Raw genomic sequence first — 24,343 nt, 5'->3', positions numbered from 1 at the left:
TACAACACACACTACAAGCGATTTCTTCAATTGCCTTAATGGAAAGTTGGTTTTGTATTTGAAAGATTTGGCAAATCCGAAAATTGGAAAAAATTTAGTTCTAAACCCAGCAAAAATAAACGTAATCCTTAAATCTCAACAACAATGAAAAAACATAACACCCTACTTTTAATGCTATTTTTCACCACAATAGCATTCGCTCAAGGTGCAATAGAAAACCACAAAAAACAGTTTCAAACTTTAGTACAAGAATCGTTTGACGAAATTTGGTCAAAACTAGAAGCTAAAAACATTGAGAAATATTATACCAAAGATTTCTTGCTTTTGGAACACGGCGAAGTTTGGAATAACGATACCATCGCAACCTATTTGAATAAAGCCAAGCTCAATTTGCCCATCCAAAAACGAGTAAACAAAATTGAAATCATTGATGTCAAAGTCACTAATAAAACCGCTTGGGTGGCTTATCACAACTATGCAACCATTTCCATTGACGATAAAATCATTCGAAAAGTACATTGGCTAGAAAGCGCCACAGCCATTTTAACCGACAAAGGTTGGAAGTTTGATATGCTGCACTCCACGCGTGTTAAAAGCGAATAAAAAAGCTAAAGACTATGAGTTATAAAACCAAAAAGCCGATTTCAGTACTAGAAATCGGCTTTTTCGTTAATGCATTGCATCGGCAGGATTGATTTTGTTTTTTCCTTTTTTAATCAAAAGAATGAAAGGAATACAGAACAAAAACAAATAGCCTAAGTACAGAAAGATATCCGAAAAGGTGAGGACAGCTGCTTGTTGTGTAATCATCAACTCGAGCGATTTATAGGCTTTGGATAGGGCTTCGTTGATAGAATATCCTTTCGACATGAATCCCATCTGCAATTGATGTACTCTTTGTTGTACTTCAAACGACGTTTTATCCAAATAGCCAATCATATTCACCCGATGTTCTTGATTGATTCGAGCAATATACGTGGTGATGATGGCAATACCAAATGAACCTCCCAATTGACGCATCATTCCAGTAAAGGCCGCTCCTTCGCCGATATGTTTGCCGGAAAGGGTAGAGAGAGAAAGCGTTGTGATAGGCACAAACAACAGCCCTAAACCTACTCCTCGCAAGATTAAAGGCCAGTACATATGCTCGACACCCGAATCAGGTGTAATCACCAAATGCATCCAATACGTAAAAACAAAAAAGATAAAAAATCCCGCAGCAACTAAATACGCTTGTGGCACTCCTTTTTGAATCATTTTGCCAATAAAAGGCATCATCACACCAGTAGTAATCGAACTCGGAATCAGTAATAATCCGGCATCTGTGGCACTCCATCCCAAAATGGATTGGGTGTAAATGGGAATAATGAACGTAGAGCCATACAATCCAAAACCAAGGATAAAACACATTATGGTACCAATGCGTAAATTAGAATCTTTCAGCACTCGCAGATTTACAATCGGGTGTTCGTAAGTGAGTTCTCGCCAAATGAAAAACAACAGACCAAAGAACGAAACAATGCTCAACGTCACGATTACCGAATTATTGAACCAATCGTCTTGTTGTCCGTGTTCCAACACAAATTGAAGCGATCCAATAAATGCAGTTAGGAACACAATGCCCCACCAATCGACTTGGTTGGCTTTTAATTTTGCGCCATATTTTGGACTTTTGATAAACGAAAGCGTCAGTAATGTAGCGATGATCCCAATCGGAATATTGATATAGAAGATATACGGCCATGAAAAACGGTCTACAATATAACCTCCCAATGGCGGACCTAGGGTTGGCCCAACAATAACACCCATCCCGTAAATAGCCTGTGCCATACCTCGTTTTGCCAAAGGGTAACTTTCGGTCACAATGGTTTGTGCAGTAACTAGTAGTGCTCCGCCACCGAGTCCTTGAATGAAACGAAAAGCCACCAATTCCCATATATTTGTGGCGTTCCCACATAAAAAAGAGGAAACGGTAAAGATGATAATAGATACCGCAAAATAATTGCGTCGACCAAATTGTTGCGACAACCAACTCGTCATCGGTATGATAATTACGTTGGCAATAGCATAGGCTGTAATTACCCAAGCTACATCTGTAAGCGTTGCTCCCAAACTGCCTCGCATATTGTTGAGTGCTACGTTGACAATCGTGGTATCTACCACTTCAAGCATAGCGCAAAGGACACAAGTAATCGTAATAATTACTCTTCTAAAACCATATTCTATTAAATCGTCAGCTTCTGATTGTACCATTTTTTTTAGTGATTAGTCCCTAGTGAATAGTTCTTAGTCCTTAGTAATTAGTGAATAGTCCTTAGTGGATAGTGCGTGGCGAAGAGTCCTTAATAGTCAGCCTGCTAACAGCTAATTACTAATCACTAACAGCTATTTATTTCAAATGCACATCCACTTCGACATTCATACCAGGGCGCAACAGTTTTATTTTATTGGCATCATTGCTTTTGTCTAAACTAATTTTTACAGGCAAACGTTGGATGGTTTTTACAAAATTACCAGTGGCATTATCAGGTGGTAATAAGGAAAAAGTAGATCCTGTGGCTGGAGAAAAAGAAGTTATCGACCCTACAAATTCATAGTCAGGATAGGCGTCTACTTTCATAGAGACTTTTTGACCTATCACCATTTTGTTCAATTGCGTTTCTTTGAAATTTGCTACAACCCAAGCTTGATCGTTGTTGATAATGTAAAATAAGGATTGACCCGCTTGTACCAATTGTCCCGGTTGAATGTCTATTTTCGAAACCTGCCCGTCAATAGCTGCAGTAACAACGGTATAACTTAGGTTAATTTTTGCGGCATCCAAAACCGCTTGTGCTCTTTTGATATTGGCAGCAGCGACTTCGGTTTGTTTGTTAGAAACTCTTGATTTGGCCTCAATTACTGATTTTTGAAACGAACTCGCACGTTGTTGTTGTTGTAAAATGCGCAATTGGCTTTCTGCTTCTTGTTTGGTAGCCAAGGCTTGTTCGTATTGCTGTTTAGTTATGGTGTGATTTTTATAAAGATTTTCATAACGGGCAAAATCACTAGTGGCACGCCCCAATCTAATTTTTGCTGATTCGATATTGCCACCTGCCGAAAGTACATTGGCTTCAGAAACAGAGATACTGGCTAAGGCACTGCCGATGTCTGCTTTGGCTACCTCAAAACCCCCTTCAGCACCGATTAAAGCGGCTTTGGCTTCTTCAATTTTTACTAAAAAATCTTTTTTATCAATAGTAAATAAGGTATCTCCTTTTTTGACAAAATCATTGTCTTCTACATGTACTTTACTGATATAACCCGCCACACGTGGGATGATAGGGGACATGTTTTTTTCAATTTGTGCATCATCGGTTTCTTCGTGGGATTGTGAATGATTGTATTTGTAAATGCCATAAATACTGCCAAGTACTAGCAATGAAACGGTAATAATGAGGAATTTTATATTTGTTTTTTTCTGTTCCATGGTAAGGTTACTTATAATTTGATGGATTGAAGGTTTGGCTTAGTTGTCCGGTAACGGATAGTAATTCGTAATATTTTTGAATGATATTGGCTTTGCTTAAGGCTTTGTTGATTTTGGCCGTAAGTTGGTCCACATCTGCCTCTAATAAATCGTTGGTGTTCGAAAGGCCATTGTCGTATTTGTCTTTTACAATCCGATAATTTTCAGAAGCTTGGTCTATCGCTTCGGCATAGACGACATCTTGCTTTATGGCCAATTGGTAATCTTCAATGGCTTTTTGTACTTGAACTTTGATGTAGTCCGTTAAAAGTGCTTCGGTGTTGTGTACTTCAGAAGCTTTGCTTTCGGCCACTTTTACCAATGCCTCATTTTTAAGTAGACTGGTAAAATCGTACGAAATACCTACCCCAATATTCATGGCATTTTGCACGCTAACTACGTTGTGTAAATCTAATGCGGTATAACCTCCCAAAATAGCAATAGTAGGAAAATAGGCGCTACGTGCTATTTTAATGTAGGATTCGCTGGCTTTTCCTTGTAAACGAAGGGCTTCTAAATCTTTTCTGTTTTGTAAAGCTGGTTGTTCGTCAACGGGAATATTGGTCATTTGAAAATTAGCAAAATCTTTTTCGATGATTTCAATTTGAGTAGCAGAATCAAGTTTTAAGAGATTGACCAAATAAAAGTTAACGATGTTCCAATTATTAGTCGCCTCGTCGATGGCCAATTGTATTTTCGAAACTTGTAATTGTGCTTTCAATAAATCATTGCGAGGAATAATGCCATTTTTCTCTAAATCAATAAAATCAACTACCCGTTGTTTGGCGCGCTTTTGATTTTCTTTTAAGATTTCGATTGTTTTTTGGGCTTTATACAAACTCGCGTAATAGTTGACCACTTTTAAAGCAATTTCCTCTTTTGATTGGAATGCTCGAGCGGTTTCGGCTTGGTACAGGTTATCGTGTAAATCTATATTGTTTTGAATTTTAAAACCTGCAAAAACCGGTACGCTAGCCGTAAGTTGTCCCAACATTAAGCGATCCACTGGGCCGCCTGTAGGTAGTGCACCGCTCGCCGAGTTAGGTACTAAATCAATAGTGGCATTGGTAAGCCGTTGGTATTGACCAGAAAGTTTTAAATCAGGATATTGATTGTTCTTGCTGGCTTGCAGTTCGTATTTTTTGGTAGCAACTTTAGAGGAAGCAAGCGAAATGTCGTTACTCTTGGTCCAAGCCAATTGTACGGCATCTTCAAGCTTAAGGGGTGTTTTTTCTTGAGCATTTGCCGTCGAAGTTCCCCAACACAAAATCCCAAAGACAAATAATGGGCTAATTTTCATAAATTAAAAGGGCTTTAATGGTTTGTTGTATGTGTTTGGTCAAGCTGGTCTTGACGTATTGGTTATACAAGTTTTCTGTACTTAGGTTCAATAAGTCTTTGAAATAGGTTTTATTCATATGAAAATGAAAAAAAGTACCCAAAATGGTTGGCGTGATTAATGGAATCATGACATCTTTTCGGAAAATTCCTTTTTGTTGTCCTTCATGAATGATGGCTTCTAAATACTTCAAATTGCCTTTTCGGAATTCATTGAAAGCCATTAGGTTTTGTTCTCTTTTTTTTGAATTGAATTCAAAATGTAGAATCCTATAAATTCCTTTGTTGTTGTTGATCCGATTGATGTAAATTTCAATCAACTTGTTCACCTTTTCAATAGGTTCTAAATCTTCTAATAGTAAATTTTCGAGTTGACTTTTGAGATCTGTTGTTTTGAAAATAATCAGCGACTGTAGTAATCGCTCTTTCGATCCAAAGTAATAGGAGATCATAGCAATATTAATTTTTGCTATTTTAGAGATATCTCGAATTGAAGTACCATCAAAGCCTTTCTCGGCAAATAAGGATTCGGCTACTTCGAGTATTTGGATTTGCTTTTCGGTAAAGTCCGTTTTCACTCAGGTTATATTTGTTAAAGCAAAACTAAACAACTGTTTAATTTAAACAATTGTTTAGTTTTTATTTAACTTATTTTTAACAAAACTTCATTGGCGTATAGTGTGAACAAATTCTTTGATTTTGCTGGTTCCATTTTCTTTTAAATAAGTAATGAAGGCACTACCGATGATAGCTCCTTTGGCAAATTGAGTTGCTTGTTGAAAAGTTTCGGCATTGTTGATTCCAAAGCCAATGACTTGAGGATTTTTCAAATTCATTTGAGCGATACGTTGGAAATACGCTTCTTGTGTGTTTCCAAATCCTGCACTGGAACCTGTTACACTAGCCGAGCTAACCATATAAATAAAACCATCCGAAACGCTGTCGATAAAATGGATGCGTTCGTCTGAAGTTTGCGGCGTGATTAAAAAGATGTTTTTTAAACCGTATTTTTCGAAAATAGCTTTGTATTCGTCAGCATATACATCTACAGGTAAATCAGGAACAATCAATCCATCGATTCCTATTTCGGCGCATGTAGCACAGAACTTTTCCACACCATACTGTAGCATCGGATTAAAGTATCCCATAATCACCAAAGGAATGTTGACTGTTTTTCGAATGTCTTTTAATTGGTCAAACAATACTTGAGTGGTCATTCCGTTGTGCAAGGCTTGCGTTGAACTCGCCTGAATAGTTGGACCATCTGCCAAAGGATCACTAAACGGTAATCCGATTTCGATCATGTCGACGCCATTTTTTTCTAAATCTTGAATGATTTGTACGGTATCGTTTAGGTTAGGATAACCCGCAGAAAAATAGATGGACAATATTTTTTTATCTTCTTGTAATTTTTGATTGATTCGGTTCATAGTTTATTCTTTCTATCTGAAATTCTATATTTATTGGTCTCAAATCTAATGCAAATGAGACTTTTTAGTTAAGTTTAAAATTGTATTTACACCAAATTGGCATTTTAAAATGTTAGCCACGAAAACACAAATTGGCACTAAATCATCGATTTTGAAATTGAATTGCACCAATTATATGGTTCTTAAGGATTCGTGCAATAAAAGAAATGTTTTGAATTAGTGTTTATACGTGTAATTTGTGGCGAAAATTTTAAAAGTAAATGCCTTAAAATTTACGAATTTGCGGTTGTTTTTTTTCTACACCACCAAACTATAAGCCCAAGCTTTTTGGTTGGATTGCAAAACTACTTCTACACGTTTATAATGTTTTCCTTCGTAGCGATCGGCTTGCAACAAGTCTTTGTCATTGACATCATAAACAATGCCTTGAATGGTATCTTCAGGATTTTCGGTTTCGACGATGATGGGGTAGTTGATTAAACCAAATTCTTCTTCGATTTGGATTTCTTTGACACGATAGCCCAAAAGCGTTTCTGGGGTTCCTTTGAGTGTTCTACCAAAAAGGTCTTCTTGTACCTCAGGATGCTGTAATGTTCCGTATGTAAATAATTTTTGCATAGTACTTTGGTGTTGATGGCTACTTCATTTGTGGTGATGCAGGGTTTGCGTTAGGGATGGGAGCGGCATCCTCTAGGGGCGGGGTTCGCCCCTAGAGATATAGCGTACAGCCCGACCCTTGTGGTAACGCCCTACTACAATTTAAAGTAGTCAATATACGTATTTAAATCTTTATCTCCTCGTCCTGAAAGGCTAATCACGACAATGTCTGAGGGTTTGAATTGTTTTTGTTTGAAAATGGCCAAGGCGTGCGAGGTTTCGATGGCGGGAATGATGCCTTCTAATTTGCACAATTCGAGTCCAAATTCCATCGCATCATCATCGGTTACGGAATAGAATTCGGCACGACCGGATTCCGCCAAATGCGCGTGCATAGGTCCTACACCGGGATAGTCCAGGCCAGCCGAGATAGAGTAGGGCTCCGTAATTTGACCATCTGGGGTTTGCATCAAAAGGGTTTTACAACCGTGAATGATTCCCATTTTTCCTAGTTTACTCGTGGCGGCACTATGCCCTGAATCGACACCTTTTCCTGCGGCTTCAACGGCAATAATACCGACTTCTTCTTGGTCTAAGAAATGGTAAAATGTTCCAGCAGCATTACTTCCTCCACCAATACAAGCTACGACATAGTCTGGATTTTCGCGACCTTCTTTTTCGTTTAATTGCCATTTGATTTCCTCGGAAATGACACTCTGAAAACGGGTAACCATATCAGGATAAGGGTGCGGTCCAATGGCGGAACCAATGATGTAATGCGTGTCTACGGGATTGTTAATCCAATCGCGGATGGCTTCGTTAGTTGCGTCTTTTAGGGTGCGAGAGCCAGATAACGCTGGACGAACGGTTGCGCCTAACATTTTCATTCGAGCTACGTTAGGTGCTTGACGAGCAATGTCGATTTCGCCCATATACACGATGCATTCTAATCCCATTAAGGCACAAACGGTAGCGGTGGCCACGCCGTGCTGACCCGCACCTGTTTCAGCGATGATGCGTTTTTTGCCTAATTTTTTGGCGACTAAAATTTGTCCAATCGTGTTGTTGATTTTGTGTGCTCCGGTATGGTTTAGGTCTTCTCTTTTTAAGTAGACTTTGGTATTGTATTTTTCAGACAATCGCTTCGCAAAATACAATGGGCTTGGACGCCCCACATAATCTTTTAATAATTGGTTGAATTCTTCTTTAAAATCGGGTGTAGCTGTAATGTCCAAATAGTGTTGGCGCAATTCTTCTACATTAGGATATAACATTTCGGGAATGTAAGCTCCTCCAAACTGACCATAATAGCCTTTTTCGTTTACGTTGTATGACATTTTTTTATTTTTTTTAAATAGGGACAATTCGCGAATTGTCCTTACGCGAATTGTCCTTACAAGATTGATGTTTTTTAATCCAGGTTCTATTTCAAATTTACTATTTACGTCTATGGCGTAAAGGGGTAAATGGGTGTTCAAAATTTCGTTTACTGCTGCTATTTCGTCAATTCCGATACCTCCGCTAAGGAAAAATGGTTTTGAGGAAGGATAGTTTTGTAAAATTCTCCAGTCAAAAGTGGTTCCGTTACCTCCGGGTAATTTGCCTTTGGTATCAAAAAGAAAGAAATCGCAAACAGGCTCGTAAGGTTTCAATAGGCTAAAATCAAAAGTTTCATCTGCTGAGAATACTTTGATGATTTCGACACTAGTCCCTAATTTATTTTTTAATTCCAAACAAAAAGCTACCGATTCTTGTCCGTGTAACTGTACGGCTTGTAAATCGTATTGGGCTACTTTGTCTAGGATGCTATCACTTTTTTCGTTGACAAAAACTCCCACTTTTTTGATAGATTTGTGTAACTCAGGCATAGGTCCCTCAAAATACCGTGCTGACTTTTCCCAAAATATAAATCCCATATAATCGGGTAGGAGGGCTGCTACTTCGAGTATGTTATCAGGGTATTTCATACCGCAGATTTTTATCCCCACCCCAGCCCTCCCCGAAGGGGAGGGAGTTGAAATACTAGATTTTAGATTTCGCTTTTTGATTGTCTTTTTTTCTGAATCTGAATGCATAATAACTTAATATATTTATTAGCTTTTAGTTCCCCCTTCGGGGGCTGGGGGGATTTGGTTTATAAATTCCATTGCAGCTTGACCTGCGTTATCTGTTTTCATAAAGTTTTCTCCAATCAAGAAGCCTTGGTATCCGTAAGGTTTTAACTCTTGAATCGCTTCAATAGTCGAAATGCCACTTTCGGATACTTTGACAAAATCATTTGGAATCTTAGCAGCTAACTCTTTGCTAAAATCCAAACTTACTTCAAAGTTTTTGAGGTTGCGGTTGTTCACTCCAATCATATCAAGAGTGGGCATAATCGATTTTTCTAATTCTTCTAAATTATGCACTTCAAGCAGTACTTCAAGTCCTAAACTTTTAGCAAATTCAGATAAAGATTGGATTTCTTCACGCGATAAAACTGCTGCGATGAGTAGGATTAAATCGGCTCCGTGGGCTTTGGCTTCTAGGATTTGGTATTTATCTACAATGAATTCTTTTCGTAATAAAGGAATATTTACCGATGCTCTAGCCAAGAGCAAGTCATCTAGCGAACCCCCAAAATATTTACCATCCGTAAGTACCGAAATTCCACAAGCACCAGCATTTCCATACCCTTTTACGACTTCTTCAACCGTGAAATTATTGTTGATAATCGATTTAGAAGGGGAACGGCGTTTGTGTTCGGCAATAATTCCAGAAGGACTTTCTTTTAATTTTTGGCTAAGAGAAATAGTCTGTTTTTCAAAAAACACCGAAGCTTCCAATTGCGAAACGGGAATAATGGATTTCTTGAGAAGGACTTCTCTTTTTTTATCGATGATGATTTTATCTAGGATGTTCATTAATTATAAATTTAAAGATTGAATGATTTAAAGATTGAATGATTAAAGATTTCAATCTGAATAAGAATTAGTCTTTGATTTTAGTATTTAAGTATTTTATGAAGTTTGACAAGTTTTGCGATATTTCTATGCTTATTTTATAGCTTTCTTCAATTTCAGTTTGGGAACAAAATCCCAGTTCCCTAGATAACACTAGCATACTTCTTACTTCTGCACAACTTCCTTTAGAAATTTTCAAATACCTAATAAGCTGTTTGTTATTGTTGTATTCAGAACCTTCAGCGATATTGTTGGTTATGGAAATAACCGCTCTTTTTATTTGATCATTAAAACCAAATTCTTTTTCAAATTCTTTTTTGTTTGTTATTTGAAAAATCTTTTTTGCTAATAATATCCCTTTTTGATACACTTCAAATTCTTCAAACGATTTTGTCATTTTTTTTTCAATTTTTAAATCATTCAATTTTTTAATTTTTATTTACTTAACTCTTTTAGTTTGTTCAAAGCTACCAAGCCTTTGCTAGATAGCAAACTTTCTTTCGCTATTTGAAATCCTTCTAAAGGAGTGCAATGGGTAACGGTTGCAATGGCCATAGCAGCATTGGCACAAACCACATTGTTTTGGGCTTCTGTTCCTTTTCCTGAAAGAATAGAGAGAAACATAGCCGCTGATTCTTCAATGGTTTTTCCGCCTTCGATTTCGTTTTGAGATAAAAGGGACACACCAAAATCAGTCGGATGCAACATACCTTCCATTGTTTTGGTAATTGTTTTGGTTGGACACGTCAATGAAATCTCATCGTAGCCATCGAGTGCGTGAAGGATAGTAAAATTCACCTCGGTGTTTTGATACAAATAGCCATACATTCTGGCCAATTCTAAATTGAAAACCCCTACCAATTGATTTTTGGGAAAGGAAGGATTGACCATCGGACCCAACATATTGAAAAAGGTTTTTACTGCCAATTCTTTTCGTATAGGACCTACATTTTTCATCGCCGGGTGAAAAAGCGGTGCGTGCAAGACACAGATACCCGCTTGGTCAATACATTTTTCTAAAAAAGAGACGTCGTTACTAAATTGTACTCCCATTTTTTCGAGTACATTACTGGAACCTGAAATAGAAGACACTCCGTAATTACCGTGTTTGGCTACTTTTATTCCTGCTCCTGCTGCTACAAATGAAGCCAAAGTGGAGATGTTAAAGGTATCTTTTCCATCGCCACCTGTACCACATAAATCAATGGCATTATAGGCGGATAAATCTACTTTGATACACAAATCCAATAAAGCTTCTCTAAAGCCAGCTAATTCGTCTATACTAATGCTACGCATCATATAAACAGTCAAAAAAGAAGCAATTTGACTAGGGTTATAACTTCCGTTGGATATGTTTATCAATACATTTTTTGCTTCTTCTTTCGAAAGCATTTCGTGATTGATGAGTCTGTTTAATATGTTTTTCATTTTTATGAAATACTAAGTTTGTAAATAACTAAGATTCTTAGTTTTGTTTTCAAAAAGGACTGTTTACTTAATACTGAAAACTGAGCACTAATTTTTCACCCAATTCTCTAACATTTTTTTTCCGTCAGGGGTCAATACACTTTCGGGATGGAATTGTACGCCACGAACATCAAAGGTTTTGTGGCGCAAAGACATCACTTGACCGTTTTCGTCTATGGATGTGATTTCTAAAACATCCGGGACATTCACATCGACCACCCAAGAATGGTAGCGCCCCACTTCGAATGTTGGTTCCAATCCATCAAAAAGGAGTTCATCATTTACAATCGTTTTTACCGTTGTAGCTACCCCGTGATAAACTTTGTCTAAATTGGACAAAGTACCGCCGTAGACTTCTCCAATGGCTTGTTGTCCAAGACATACCCCAAAAATGCTTTTGGTGGGACCGTATTTTTGAATCACTGCTTTGAGCAAGCCCGCTTCGTCTGGAATACCGGGTCCTGGCGATAATAAAATTTTGTCGAAATGAGCGATTTCATCCAAATCAAATTCATCATTTCGGTACACCGTTACTTCACAATCTAAATCTTCTAAATAATGCACTAAGTTGTAGGTGAAGCTATCGTAATTGTCTATGACTAGTATTTTTTTCATATTGTTTGATTATTTTTCTCGAACGTATTTTTCGATTATGATTTGGTCTACACCAAGTTTTTCAATTTTTTCGATTCCTTTTTGTGTTAAAGTGTTATTTTGAACTTTTACTACAAAATCAAATTTGTTGTTTTCCCATTCTCTAAGTGAAAAGTATTCTAGATTTTCAGTGTAAAGGCTATCTTTTAAAGTGTACTTTCCTCCTCCAGCAAAATAGACGGCTGCACTGTCTTTTCCATTATTCAAATCATGGTTGAAGAAAGAAAAATGAGTGCCATTAATTATTTTTATCATCTTCGTTTTGGGATTGAAGGTTGAAAAAGTACTGTCTTTTATAATTTTAACTGCAGATATGAGTCGCCAAGTGCCTTCGATGCTATTATTTTTCTTAGAATCCTCTCGTTTTTCAGCTAGATTACAGGCTGTAAAAAGGAAAATCATTAGTAAGCAACTGATTGTTGTTTTCATATTTTTACTTTTATCGTGTTTAAATCGTCTCTGCCAAATCCAATGCCGTATTTAAGGCTCTTAGTTTATTATAGACTTCTTGCATTTCGCTTTCTTCATCAGAGCTGGCTACGATTCCAGCACCTGCTTGTGAATGCAATTGATGGTTTTTGCTCAAGAACGTTCGAATCATAATGGCGTGATTAAAATTGCCTTCAAAATCCATAAAACCAATGGCACCTCCATAAAAATTGCGGTTGGTTTTTTCGTATTCTTCAATCAATTGCATGGCTCTGTGTTTTGGTGCGCCACTCAACGTTCCTGCAGGGAAAGTGTCTGCTACCACTTGTAAGGTCAAGGCTTTTTCGTGCAAATACCCTGTAACTTTGGAAACTAAATGGATAACATGGGAGAAAAATTGCACCTCACGGTATTTCTCTACTTGTACGTCATGTCCGTTGCGACTTAAATCATTTCTGGCTAAATCTACAAGCATCACATGTTCACTATTCTCTTTTTTATCTTCAGAAAGAGCTTTGGCCAAAACAGCATCTTTTTCATCATCGCCTGTTCGTTTGAAGGTTCCGGCGATAGGGTGAATTTCGGCTTTTCTGTTTTTTACAATAATTTGTGCCTCGGGAGAAGAACCAAATAATTTGAAATCACCATAGTCAAAGAAGAATAAATAGGGTGAAGGGTTAATACTTCTTAACGCTCTGTAAACATTGAACTCATCACCTTTGAATCCTTGTGTGAATCGACGAGACAAAACCAATTGAAAAACATCGCCACGGAAACAATGTTTTTTGGCTAAAGCTACGTTGTGTTTGAATTCTTCATCCGTAAGGTTCGAAAAACCTTCACCTTCTTTTGAGAATTTATAAGAAGCGATATTTCGAGATTGCAAGAGTTGTTCGATTTCGGAGATGTTATTTTTTTCATCCAAACTATGACAAAAAATATAGGCTTCGTTTTTGAAATGATTGATGGCAATGATGTTTTGGTACACCGCATAATACACATCTGGAATGGAATTACTGTTTTCTTTTTTGGCAATACTTACTTTTTCGAAATAACGAACAGCATCATAAGCAATGTAACCAAATAGCCCATTGTTTATGAATTTGAAATCATTTTTCTTGGATTGAAATTGACTTGAAAAGTTCTGAATAATCTCAGGAATTTTGGTGGTAGCATCTATGTTAATAGTTTCTGAAGTTCCATCTGGATAATTCTTAGTGATGATTTCGTTTTCTATTTTGAAAGAAGCAATGGGATTGCAGCAAATGTAGGAGAAACTGTTGTCGTTTCCATGATAATCACTACTTTCCAATAATAAACTGTTAGGGAATTTATCTCTGATTTTTAAATAAACACTAACGGGTGTAATGGTGTCGGCAAGGATTTGCTTGTAATGGGTATTTAATAAATATCTTTTCATTTTTTTTCCTCCCCCAACCCCTCCGAAGGAGGGGAGTACCTATTGGGGTAAAATAGGTTTTAAATTAATCTTTTATGGTTTTAAATTTTTATCTCAATTCCCTTATATTTCGAGCAAAAAAAAAGGCTTGTCGTGATGACAAGCCTTTTTGATTATATTTAGTTCAAATAATACTATAGGTGCTTTGTTCACGACGTTTGACGTAAAGTATTCCACCACCAAGTATTGTTTGTTATTGTTCTCATGTTTTGTTTATTTGAAGCAAATATAGGAATGTAAATTTATAAATCAAAAATTAAATCCTTGAAATAAAACAATTTTTATTGTAAAGTTGTTATATTTCAAACAGTTGTTGCCTTTAAATCAAAACATACTATTTATTTTTGGGCTACTATTTGACCTTCTTTTTTTCTAAAATCAGGACTGTTTTTCACATCGGTAGAATTGAAAAACTCTGCGATAGGTATATTGGTTAGTTCAAATTCCATAGCGTTTGGATCTGGCCAATATTTTAGTTTTCCATTAAAGCCAATTTCTTCACTAATTAGGTTTTCTTTACATCTGTTAATGCTGATGTTTTTAAAGGTTATTTTGGAAAAATTTTCAGGAGTTAAAGTGATTTTTTCTCCCAATAATGCCATTGTTGAGAAACCAGAAACTACACTATTGGTAAATGATAGGTTAGTATTTTCTTTAAGATAAATAGCTTCTCGAACCAATCCTTGATTGTTTTCCTCAATATTGATAAATGTAATGTTGTTGGCCTTTACATTGGTTAGCTTTTTAGTTAAGTTGGCATTTTCAATTTTGTCATAGGAATCAATTTCAAAACATCTAGAGTTTCCGGATCCTGATGAAAAGGGGTGTCGAATTGCAATACTATTACTGATAGAAGCTTGTACACCTTCTGAAAAGTCAAAATCATCATCGTCACAACGATACGATACTAAATTATTCATGTTTACTTCACCGCCTATAAATTGAAAAGCATCGGCGTTAGAGTAACTTACTTGTATGTGATTAAGCACGGTGTTTTTGCCCACACCTGCTAATGTTAAAGCATTAATTTCTTTGGAACCATTAATTTTCTTACCGCTGTACTCAATGCGGATATGTTTTAAAATACCTGAATTATCGTCTATTTTGTCTCCTCCATAAGAGGCATAAGTAGAATCAAGATTGAAGTCTCTTAATAGCAGTTTATTTTTATCGATTTTATTAACAGGGGCATTCCCCATAATTACAATTCCTCCCCAGTTTCCTGGTTTTCTAACAGAAGCCGCTTTGTCTGAGGTGAATACAATAGGTTGTTTTTCGGTTCCTTCTGCTATTAATTTTGCTCCTTTGGTAATGATTAAAGTACCGCAATAGTCGATGTCGCCAATACCCCCTCTGATTATGGTTCCAGGTTCAATGGTAAGTGTTGCATTATTGGTCACATAAACCCTACTATCTAGCAGGTATGTTTTTGTGTTGACTAATTTGGTATTGGTAGTAATGTTACCAGTTAATACTTCGGTCGCTTCGGGATATTCTGCTTTTGCTGGTTGAAAATTGGTCCAATTATTCATCCAATTGGTTTCGCCGAAAACACCTTTTTTAGTTTGAGAAAATAGCGACATGCTTACGGCTACGCATAAAAGAGTTAGGTTTTTGGTTTTCATGTTTAGTAGTTTTGGAGCTTAATATTTGGTAAACATAATAAAACTCGATCAATAATTTAAAATAAAAACAATAAAAACTTAACATTTTTCAGTTAATAATTCAAAACTATTTCACAAACACCAACTTATATTGTGTAAATTAAGTGAAATGTTGTACAAAAAGCAAAGGAGGCTAATTTGCTTAATTAGCCCCCTTTTTATGAATAGGATGGTTGTAATGTTGATGTGTTTGTGCTATATTTTAATTAGTACTAACGACTATTTTTGTTTCTTTTTTTCTAAAATCGGGGTTGTTTTTTACTTGAGTAGCGATGAAAAATTCAGTAGTTGGAATAGTAGTAAATTCGATTCCCATGCTCGCTGGATCTGGCCAATATTTTAATTTTGAATTAAAACTTTGTTCTTCACTCATGATTGCCCCAGTACAGTTATTAACATTGATGTCTTTTAAAGTAATTTTACTTAGATTTTCTGGAGAGAGCCCAATTTTACCATCCATTAAAAGAAAAGGAGCAAATCCAGAAACCACACTATTTTTTAAGTTTAAAATTGTTTTTTCTTTGATATGAATGGCTTCTTTTACTAATCCTTGATTGTTTTCTTCTAAATTGACCATCGTGATATTACTCGCTTGCACTGAAGTTAACTTTTTGTCAGGATCATAGTTTTCTATCTTGTCGAAGGAGTCGATTTCGAAACATCTTGAACCTGATGCATCAGATGAAAAAGGGTGTCGAATTGCAATACAATTGTTCATCTCTATTTGAGCGCCTTGTGTAAAGTCAAAATCATCATCGGTAGTTCGGTAGGAGATCAAATTATTAATTTTTACGTTACCACCATAACATTCAATAGAGTCGTCGTTTGAAAAGCTAATTTGAATGTTTTGCAATGTAGTCTGTTTTCCTACGCCAGCTAATGATAGACCGTTAAGCTCTTTGTGTGCATTAAGCTTTCTGCCGGCATATTCAATTCTTACATATTTTAAGATACCTGAATTACTTTCTGTATTTTCACCACCATAAGTGCTTTTGGATGGATCTAAGTTAAAATCTAGTAAGGCTTGTCCGTTGATACCTGCTTTATTGATGGGTGCGTCACTTAGAATGAGTATGCCTCCCCAATCGCCGGGTTTTCTAACGGATGTGCCTTTGTTGGACGTAAAAACAATGGGCATTTTTTCTGTTCCTTCAGCAATTATTTTTGAACCACGTGTGATTATAAGTGTACCACAAGTCATCTCGTCTCCTCTTATCACAGTGCCGGCTTCAATTGTTAAAATGGCGTTGTTGGTTACATAAACCACACCTTCAAGTCGGTAAGTGGTATCACTTTTCAGTACAGTGTTTTTATCGATAATTCCAGTTAAGATGGCATTAGCTTCAGGATATTCTGTAGTTGAGGTTTTGAAGTTGGTCCAATTTTGCATCCAATTTGATGTGCCATAAATTCCTTTAGTGGGTTGTGCTAATAGTGAGAAAAAACTCAGAACACAAATCAAGATAGCTAGTTTTTGTTTCATTTTTTACGATTGTTTGAGATAAAATCAAAAGTTGTATTTTCTTATATATCAAGTCAAAAGTAGTACTAGATCATGAATTAAAAGGATAAAAAAGGTTAAGGATTTATTATGTAAACGTGTATATTTTTTGTTGATTTAAAATTTATTTTACGATTAATTAATATGTAGTACGATGTAAAATACAAATAAAAAGCCCCAACAGTGTTGAGGCTTTCGATTGACTAAATTTTATAATTAGAATTTCAAAGATACTTTCAATTCAAATTCGTCGTTGATGGCTTTGTCACCAATTGAAGAAAATATTGATTTTGAGTTGTATTGAATACCATATTTAGTTCTGTCTACGTTGAAGGTAGTAGTTGCGGTGTTTCCATTTACAGTCATATCAAAAGTAACTGGTTTAGTAATTCCTTTGATGGTTAAATCAGCAGTTACAGTATAAACGTCTTTTGCTTTTGAACCGATTTTTTTGAATACTAAAGTTGCTGTTGGGAATTTTGCAGTTCCAAAAAAGTCATCTGCTTTTAAGTGCCCATTTAGTTTTCCTTGGTATTCTCCTTGTAAGTCTGTTGCTGTTAAAGAGTTCATGTCTACTGTAAATGAACCTCCTTTTAAGGCTTTTCCTTTGAATACTAAAGCACCTTCTTTGAAGTTTACCGTACCATTGTGTTGTCCGGTTACTTTTTTTCCTAACCATTCAATAGCGCTAGTTGCAGTATCGATTTTTTTGGTTTGTGCGCTTACAGTTATTGTAGCAAATACTAGGAACGCAGCAGCAATAGATTTTAAATTTTTCATTTTTTAATTGGTTTTAAGTTGTTGATTAAATGGTAAAATTATAATGTAATAAATATATCTTCGTTAGATTTTCTAACTTTTTTGTAATGTTGAGTATCGTCTTCTTCATGACGGTAGCCTACTGCTGCAATTACTGCTGCATTTAAGTTTAATTTGTCTAAACCCAAAATAGCATTAAATTGCACTGGGTCAAATCCTTCCATTGGCGTAGTGTCAATTTTTAATTCAGCAGCGGCATTCATTAAGTTAGCCAAAGCTAAATAGGTTTGCTTGGCTGTCCAAACTTTTTTAACATCATCGGCTAGGTTAAGAAGGTTGCCTTTCATGAAATCGCCATAACCATTTAGAGTTCCTTCTGGTAAATTTCTGATTCCTTCTGCATTTTTTAAGTAGCCCTCAATGTCTTCGTTGCTCACAGTAGTTTGATTGGCAAAAACGAATAGGTGAGAAGCCTCAGTAATTTGACTTTGTCCCCAAGCGGCAGGCTGTAATTGTGCTCTTAGTTCAGGATTGTCTACAATAAAAACTTTATACAACTGCAAACCATAAGAAGAAGAACTCAAACGAATCGCTTCTTTTAAAGTGTTTAAATCTTCAGTTGATATTTTTTTGCGAGCATCAAATTTTTTGGTAGCATATCTCCATTTCTGGCTGTCTAAAAAGGTATTCATAGTTTTTGTATTTATTTAGTTCTGTATTTTTCTATTAATTGATTGAGTTGTTGAAGTTCTTCAGCGGTCAAATTTTTAGCAAAAGATTCTTCATGTTCTTGCAGCAGTGGTTCTAATTCTTTCAATAGCAACAACCCTTTTTCAGTAATGAGTACTTCAATTTTTCTTCGGTTGTCTGGACATACATTGCGGGTTACTAGTTCTTTCAATAATAATTTATCCACTAAGCGAGTGGTATTACTGGTTTTGGCTAGCATCCGTTCTTGAATAATACACATATTTGCTGGACTTCCTTTTTGCCCTCTGAGAATTCGAAGTACGTTGTATTGTTCTGCTGAAATGTCGTAATTTTTTACAATCTCATTAAAACTTTCTGTAATTACGTTATTAGTGTACATGATGTTTAAAATGGTTCGCGTGGCGTCATTGTAATCTACGGTACTTTTTAAAATTTGTTCGATCTTCATGTTTGTAATTACATTATTTGTCGGTACAAATGTAACACATTTTTTATATGTATATACAAATATTTAAAATTTAACATTTGATAATTGTATTTTGTAATGTTAAGCGAGCTGTTTCTGTTGTATTGAAATTTTTAAGCGCCTGTGTGAGAGAGGGTAGTAGTTCTTGTTTTGTCTTGCACTATTGTATACGTAAGTTTTCATTCGTAAGTGCAAAAAAAGATTGCATTAGTAAATGCTTTTCTGCTTTTTTAGAATCTCGGTTAAATGGCATTACGCATAGAAACACATTCTTTAGAGATTAACACTTCTCCAAATTTTAGCCATAAAATTATCCGCATACATCAATCGATTAGTACGTGTGGGATGTACTCTATTGGTTAAAACGATCAAAAATCTGTTTTTTATTGGATTGACAAAGAAAAAAGTCCCAGTAAATCCCGTATGACCGTACTGATTTATATCAAAAAAATAATCTGAATTTCTTTTATCAAACCCTAATCCTCTGTAGATACCTTTTTTGAGTAGCGGTGATCGAGTAAACTTACTAATCACATTAGATTTAAGGATTTTTTTTCCATTGTAAACCCCTTTGTTTAACAACAATTGGCATATTACAGCCACTGATTTTGCATTCGAAAACAATCCAGCATTACCTGAAACTCCACCAAAAACAGCAGCAGTTTCATCGTGAACATGAGCCCGAATAGTATCTTTTCGAAACAAATGATCTACTTCTGTAGGAGCTACTTTGTCTTTGGTAGTCCAACGTAAAGGTGTAAAACCTATACTTGTCAATTCTAAAGAAGTATAGAGTCTATTGACTAATATGTCAAGTTTTTCATGAGTTACGGCTTCAATTACTTGTTGTATTAAAATCATATTCAAATCGCTATAGAGATAATTTCCTCTAGTTTTGATCGGAGCTGATATAATTTTCTTAAAAACTATCTCATAAAACTCTGGATTTAACCATAGATTATCATAAATTAAAACGGATTTGTTTTTCGGCTGATGTGTTATAAATGCTGTGTTATATTCTAAAGAAGAAGACACGAATTGAGTATCAAAAGGGAGATTGTAAATTGATGATTTCTCTTTGCTTAAAAAAGGAGAATGATCTGGGGTTTGCAATAATTGCTGGTAGAACATAAATCCTGATGGCAAACCAGAGGTGTGTGTTAGTAATTCAAAGAGTGTAAGATTTGCTATTGGTGTATTCTTAAATCGTGCTACTTTTTCACCTAATTTATCATTAACTGATAACTTGTGATTGCTTACCAATTGCATGGTTATTAAAGTGGTAGCTAAAACTTTGGTCATGGAAGCTAAATCGTACACCACATCACTATTAACTTGGGAGGTTTGCGAATAATCTGTAAATCCATAATTTTTTTCAAAAACAATCTCTCGGTTGTTCCCAATAATTACTTGTGCTCCAGGGAAAAATTTTTTATCCAAAGCATTTTCCATCATTGAATCAATATAGATAGGAGCAGGATTGGAAGGGGTGTTTTTTATAGTCTGATGCATTGATTTGCATCCGAATTGTAAAAATGAAAGTAACAAAAAAAGTAAAAATACATACCTTGGAATAGTTTGTCGCATAGTGCTTGTATTAAGGTTTTATTTTTAAATCTTGAATGGCAACAGTAGGCTCATTATTGGTTCCAGAAATTACAATTTTCACACCAACAACAGCTTGCTTGGGATAAATAAAGGCTTGCCCGTACTCAAAGTCAGATCCTCTTTCAAATGATATGCCATCATAGGTATATTCCACATATCCTTCGTTAACAATAAATCTTGGATGATTAGGAATGCCGGTTGATACTTCGATTTTTGTAGCCGAAATTGGATTTTGAAAAGTGTAAAGAATCCAATCTCCTTTTTCACAAGGTCGACTTGATCTAAAATAACTTTCAGGGTTATAATCCTCTAAATTTTCTAGTTTGAAATTTGATTTTTCTGACAAAGAACTACTAGCTTGTACTAGAGGTTCTATATATTTAGAATGCTCAAGATATACCTCGGCTTCTGCATTTGATCCCTCCGTATTTTCAAATTCTAGTTCTAGGCGGTACTCGTGACTTGATTTGTAGTTAGGGATCTCTATTTTGTAAGATGGTTGTTTATTTAAGTCATTCTTTGATGTTTGATTGAAAATCATGACATTGTTTTCGTACAAAGAAATTCGTCTACAACTCCCGTTATTTGCATTTTCATTTTTTGTGGTAAAATACACTTTCCAAATACCATTTCGATCTATAACTGAGGTGACATTTTTCGAAATTATTTTCTTTTCGGCCATAAATGACTTCCAAGAAGCAATAGCGGGAAGTTTTGCGTTTATGGCTGGGCTTTGTGATTCTTTGCCAAAAAAGGTTTTAAACTTGTATTCTTCAAAAGATTTCGTTGGAATAGGCTTTTCATATATTTGTGAAATAAACGTTGGATCAGTTCCGTCATTTGTATAACGAACAGTCGCATTTGAGTATGGTAATTCAACTGTAATCTGACCATTACTATAATATGCAGCAGGAGGAAAGTCTCTAAATGCAATGCCCATATTTTCTAGACGATTAAAATGACTATGGGTTAATCTGTGATAAAAATCATCCCAGTTATTTTGCTTATTTTGACTCCACGCTATTTCAGCTAATGCGGTAATTCTAGGGAAGCTTTGATATTCAATAAAACGTTCTGGTCTATCCAAGTACTCACTCCAAAGTGCACCCTGTATGCCAATAATTAATTTTTTTTCTTTTCTAGTTAGTCCTTCGCTAGGTACTGGATTTAAAGAATATACCTTTTTCGTGTTGATAAGGCCTGCCCAACGGTGTCCTCGTTCTGATTCAGATTGCGCCATGTCAAAATAGGTAAACTGCCCAGGAATCATAATTGTTTTATGTCCTCTTTTTACAGCTTCGATACCATGATTTACTCCTTGCCAAGCTGCAATGACTGTGTTTTTACTCAACTTGCCTCCTTTTAAAATTTCATTCCAACCAATAACTTTTTTGTTCTTTTTTTCGATGATCGATTCTACTCGTTTAAAGAAATAATTTTGCAGTTGAAAAGCATCCGTAAATCCTTGCTGTTGCATTAATGTCTTGCATTTTGAACAATGATTCCAAGTGCTAGTATTGACTTCATCGCCGGCAACATGTATGTATTCGAAAGGGAATAAATCAATCATTTCATTGATAATTCCCTCTAATACTACATAATTTTCTTCACGACCAACGCACCAAACATTATTGATTTCGCCTTGGATGCTTTTGCTTTGTTCTGTAGTTTTACATCCCATCTCAGGATAGGAGCCAATAACAGCTCTAGAATGTCCTGGTATTTCGATTTCGGGCAAGATAGAAACTCCACGTTCTTTAGCAAATTTTACTACTTCTTTTATATCTTCTTGGGTATAAAATCCGCCATATCTTTTGTTTCCAGAACCGTAGGATGGCAATAATACCTCACCAGGACCTCGCCAAGCTCCTTTTGTTGTTAAGTTTGGCATTGACTTGATCTCTAAACGCCATCCGTTATCATCTGTCAAATGCCAATGAAAGATGTTAATCTTATGAGCGGCTAACCAATCGATGTATTGTTTTACTTTTTCTTTATCAAAAAATTGCCTAGAGACATCTAGCATCATTCCCCGCCATTCTAGGGTAGGATAATCTTTAATGGTTACTAGTGGTAAAGCTCCTTTTTCAATCTCTTTACTTGATAGGATTTGTAAAAAGGTTTGGTAGCCATTGAGAACCCCTTCTGTAGTTTTGCCTTCAATTACTATTTTTTTTTGAGTAATCTTGAGATGATATCCTTCTTTTGGAATTCTCATCCATTGTTTAATATTTATTTCTACAGTGGGTTTTTCAACTGTATGATCAAAAAAAATTTTTGGAGATTTATGGGTCTGCTTGATAAAATTTGAGGCAATAAAGGGTGCATTAAAACGTAATTGTTTATCCAAAACAAATACAAACTCTTCAGGAAGCGTTAATACCTTGCCATTGTTTTTAAAGTTTAGCTTTTTAGGTTGAGGAATAAGGTCCAAATTTTGAGCAACACTAATAGTGATTGAGCCAATAAAAAAAACTACAATAAAACTTAATATTTTCATAAACAACAGACTTGAAATTGATTGAAACTTAAATTAAGGGCCATAAGACCTGTAAACATGATTAAAAAAGACAAACAAATGATGCGGTCTAGCTTTTATAAAGTGATCAAAATAGAAGTTTAGAATAGTATTGCTCTTTTGTAGGGATTGTATTCTGATTTTACAAGCTAATTCATCATTTGTTTTATTGCTAAAAACAAAATAATCTAATAATCAAATCGTTTGAAGGCTTCGATCGCTTCGTATTCAGCCAATCCAAGATCATCGTATAATTTGGCAGTATCTTTATTTCTGTCCTCAGCACGTACCCAGAATTCTCTTGAGTCATTACCTTGGAACATTACTCGATCTTTTTGAGATTGATGGAATAAAATGGCCTGACGTTTTAACAACACTTCATCTGGACTTAGTGGCACAGCCATGTCGATTTCGTGTAGATCCCATTCGTGCCACGCACCTCGATACAACCACAACCAACATTCTTTCATGTATGGCTTAGCTTTTAATTGCTTCATCGCAGCAAAAATGGCATTCAAACACACTTCATGTGTTCCGTGTGGATCAGCTAAATCTCCTGCTGCAAATACTTGATGCGGTTTAATTTTAGCAATAATGTCTGCTACAATTTCAATATCTTCTGTTCCAAGTGGATTTTTCTTCACCTGACCTGTTTCGTAAAATGGTAAATCTAAAAAGTGAACGTTTTCATCTTTTAATCCAATGTAACGAACAGCAGCGTGCGATTCTCTTCTTCGGATTAATCCTTTTAATTTGCGTACTTCAAGGGAATCAATTTGATTGTCATTCTTGTTTTTCAAGAAATCAATCACCGCTTGAAAATTGATCTTACTACTATCTTCGCCAACAAAATCATTGCATACTTCGGCAAATTTTAAAGCTTCGTCATCCGTAACTGCAATATTTCCTGAGGTTTGATATACAACGTGTACGTCGTGTCCTTGCTTGATCAATTTAGCAAAAGTTCCTCCCATAGAAATCACATCATCATCAGGATGAGGGCTAAATAAAATCACACGTTTTTTAGCAGGATTAGCGCGCTCTGGTCGATTGCTATCGTCAGCATTAGGTTTTCCGCCTGGCCATCCGGTGATTGTATGTTGCAACACATTGAACATGTTAATATTCAAATCGTAGGATGATCCTTCTTGCGCTAACAAATCAGACATTCCATTATTATTGTAATCTCTGTCAGTAAGTTTTAAGATAGATTGTTTAGTTTCTTGACACAACCATACAATGGCTTTGCTTTTTAATTCTTGTGTCCATAAACATTCCCCTACCAACCAAGG

22 protein-coding genes and 1 pseudogene are annotated in these 24,343 nt (G+C 35.7%); 1 reads left to right on the top strand and 22 read right to left on the bottom strand.

The window, feature by feature from the left end; translation table 11 throughout:
- Window positions 1–144: 144 nt before the first annotated feature.
- Complete coding sequence (locus tag AO58_RS0106560; RefSeq protein WP_035717438.1) at window positions 145–603, top strand: hypothetical protein; 459 nt, start codon at window positions 145–147, stop codon at window positions 601–603.
- A gap of 66 nt (window positions 604–669) precedes the next feature.
- On the opposite strand, the gene AO58_RS0106555 is transcribed toward AO58_RS0106560, so the two are convergent.
- From AO58_RS0106555 to AO58_RS0106455, 22 genes and pseudogenes are all read right to left on the bottom strand, one after another.
- Window positions 670–2,253 (bottom strand): DHA2 family efflux MFS transporter permease subunit, encoded by a 1,584-nt coding sequence (locus tag AO58_RS0106555; RefSeq protein ID WP_024980939.1) that lies wholly within the window; start codon window positions 2,251–2,253, stop codon window positions 670–672.
- Window positions 2,254–2,389: 136 nt separating this feature from the next.
- The gene (locus AO58_RS0106550; RefSeq protein WP_024980938.1) at window positions 2,390–3,469 is read right to left on the bottom strand and encodes an HlyD family secretion protein; all 1,080 of its coding nucleotides are present in this window, start codon (window positions 3,467–3,469) and stop codon (window positions 2,390–2,392) included.
- 7 nt (window positions 3,470–3,476) lie between these two features.
- Window positions 3,477–4,808 (bottom strand): TolC family protein, encoded by a 1,332-nt coding sequence (locus AO58_RS0106545; protein ID WP_024980937.1) that lies wholly within the window; start codon window positions 4,806–4,808, stop codon window positions 3,477–3,479.
- Complete coding sequence (locus AO58_RS0106540) at window positions 4,798–5,424, bottom strand: TetR/AcrR family transcriptional regulator (protein ID WP_024980936.1); 627 nt, start codon at window positions 5,422–5,424, stop codon at window positions 4,798–4,800. Before AO58_RS0106540 ends, AO58_RS0106545 begins: the two co-directional genes overlap by 11 nt.
- An 87-nt stretch (window positions 5,425–5,511) precedes the next feature.
- The gene (gene trpA, locus AO58_RS0106535; RefSeq protein ID WP_024980935.1) at window positions 5,512–6,276 is read right to left on the bottom strand and encodes a tryptophan synthase subunit alpha; all 765 of its coding nucleotides are present in this window, start codon (window positions 6,274–6,276) and stop codon (window positions 5,512–5,514) included.
- A gap of 297 nt (window positions 6,277–6,573) precedes the next feature.
- Complete coding sequence (locus tag AO58_RS0106530) at window positions 6,574–6,894, bottom strand: gamma-glutamylcyclotransferase family protein (protein ID WP_024980934.1); 321 nt, start codon at window positions 6,892–6,894, stop codon at window positions 6,574–6,576.
- 134 nt (window positions 6,895–7,028) lie between these two features.
- Entirely contained in the window at window positions 7,029–8,210 is a 1,182-nt protein-coding gene (gene trpB / locus AO58_RS0106525; RefSeq protein WP_024980933.1) for a tryptophan synthase subunit beta, read from the bottom strand.
- Between the two features lie 60 nt (window positions 8,211–8,270).
- A pseudogene (locus AO58_RS18375) lies at window positions 8,271–8,840 on the bottom strand (phosphoribosylanthranilate isomerase); the annotation flags it as partial.
- Window positions 8,841–8,966: 126 nt separating this feature from the next.
- Window positions 8,967–9,776, bottom strand: a complete 810-nt coding sequence (trpC, locus tag AO58_RS0106520) for an indole-3-glycerol phosphate synthase TrpC (protein ID WP_024980932.1) — start codon at window positions 9,774–9,776, stop codon at window positions 8,967–8,969.
- Between the two features lie 67 nt (window positions 9,777–9,843).
- On the bottom strand, window positions 9,844–10,239 hold the full coding sequence (locus AO58_RS0106515; protein WP_244530690.1) for a four helix bundle protein: 396 nt from the start codon (window positions 10,237–10,239) through the stop codon (window positions 9,844–9,846).
- An 11-nt stretch (window positions 10,240–10,250) separates the two neighbouring features.
- Window positions 10,251–11,243: an anthranilate phosphoribosyltransferase gene (trpD, locus tag AO58_RS0106510; protein ID WP_024980930.1), complete on the bottom strand. Its 993-nt coding sequence runs from the start codon at window positions 11,241–11,243 to the stop codon at window positions 10,251–10,253.
- Window positions 11,244–11,330: 87 nt separating this feature from the next.
- On the bottom strand, window positions 11,331–11,897 hold the full coding sequence (locus tag AO58_RS0106505; protein ID WP_024980929.1) for an anthranilate synthase component II: 567 nt from the start codon (window positions 11,895–11,897) through the stop codon (window positions 11,331–11,333).
- Window positions 11,898–11,906: 9 nt separating this feature from the next.
- A complete protein-coding gene (locus AO58_RS0106500; protein ID WP_024980928.1) occupies window positions 11,907–12,365 on the bottom strand; it encodes a hypothetical protein in 459 nt (152 codons plus the stop codon).
- A 19-nt stretch (window positions 12,366–12,384) separates the two neighbouring features.
- Window positions 12,385–13,785: an anthranilate synthase component I family protein gene (locus AO58_RS0106495; RefSeq protein WP_024980927.1), complete on the bottom strand. Its 1,401-nt coding sequence runs from the start codon at window positions 13,783–13,785 to the stop codon at window positions 12,385–12,387.
- Between the two features lie 377 nt (window positions 13,786–14,162).
- Window positions 14,163–15,449: a beta-helix domain-containing protein gene (locus tag AO58_RS0106490; protein WP_024980926.1), complete on the bottom strand. Its 1,287-nt coding sequence runs from the start codon at window positions 15,447–15,449 to the stop codon at window positions 14,163–14,165.
- Between the two features lie 241 nt (window positions 15,450–15,690).
- A complete protein-coding gene (locus AO58_RS0106485) occupies window positions 15,691–16,971 on the bottom strand; it encodes a beta-helix domain-containing protein (protein WP_024980925.1) in 1,281 nt (426 codons plus the stop codon).
- A 234-nt stretch (window positions 16,972–17,205) separates the two neighbouring features.
- Window positions 17,206–17,769 (bottom strand): YceI family protein, encoded by a 564-nt coding sequence (locus AO58_RS0106480; protein WP_024980924.1) that lies wholly within the window; start codon window positions 17,767–17,769, stop codon window positions 17,206–17,208.
- Between the two features lie 38 nt (window positions 17,770–17,807).
- Window positions 17,808–18,440: an NAD(P)H-dependent oxidoreductase gene (locus tag AO58_RS0106475; RefSeq protein ID WP_024980923.1), complete on the bottom strand. Its 633-nt coding sequence runs from the start codon at window positions 18,438–18,440 to the stop codon at window positions 17,808–17,810.
- Window positions 18,441–18,451: 11 nt separating this feature from the next.
- The gene (locus tag AO58_RS0106470; RefSeq protein ID WP_024980922.1) at window positions 18,452–18,907 is read right to left on the bottom strand and encodes a MarR family winged helix-turn-helix transcriptional regulator; all 456 of its coding nucleotides are present in this window, start codon (window positions 18,905–18,907) and stop codon (window positions 18,452–18,454) included.
- Between the two features lie 291 nt (window positions 18,908–19,198).
- Window positions 19,199–20,437, bottom strand: coding sequence for a serine hydrolase domain-containing protein (locus AO58_RS0106465; RefSeq protein WP_139225547.1), 1,239 nt, complete (start codon window positions 20,435–20,437; stop codon window positions 19,199–19,201).
- Between the two features lie 85 nt (window positions 20,438–20,522).
- Complete coding sequence (locus AO58_RS0106460) at window positions 20,523–23,033, bottom strand: beta-N-acetylhexosaminidase (protein ID WP_024980920.1); 2,511 nt, start codon at window positions 23,031–23,033, stop codon at window positions 20,523–20,525.
- Between the two features lie 206 nt (window positions 23,034–23,239).
- Window positions 23,240–24,343 (bottom strand): PIG-L family deacetylase (locus tag AO58_RS0106455; protein WP_024980919.1); only part of this gene is annotated, 1,104 nt, incomplete at its 5' end.

It is taken from the genome of Flavobacterium succinicans LMG 10402 (assembly GCF_000611675.1).
In the GTDB taxonomy this organism is placed as follows: Bacteria; Bacteroidota; Bacteroidia; order Flavobacteriales; family Flavobacteriaceae; genus Flavobacterium; species Flavobacterium succinicans.
This window is presented reverse-complemented; position numbering and strand designations above follow the sequence as displayed.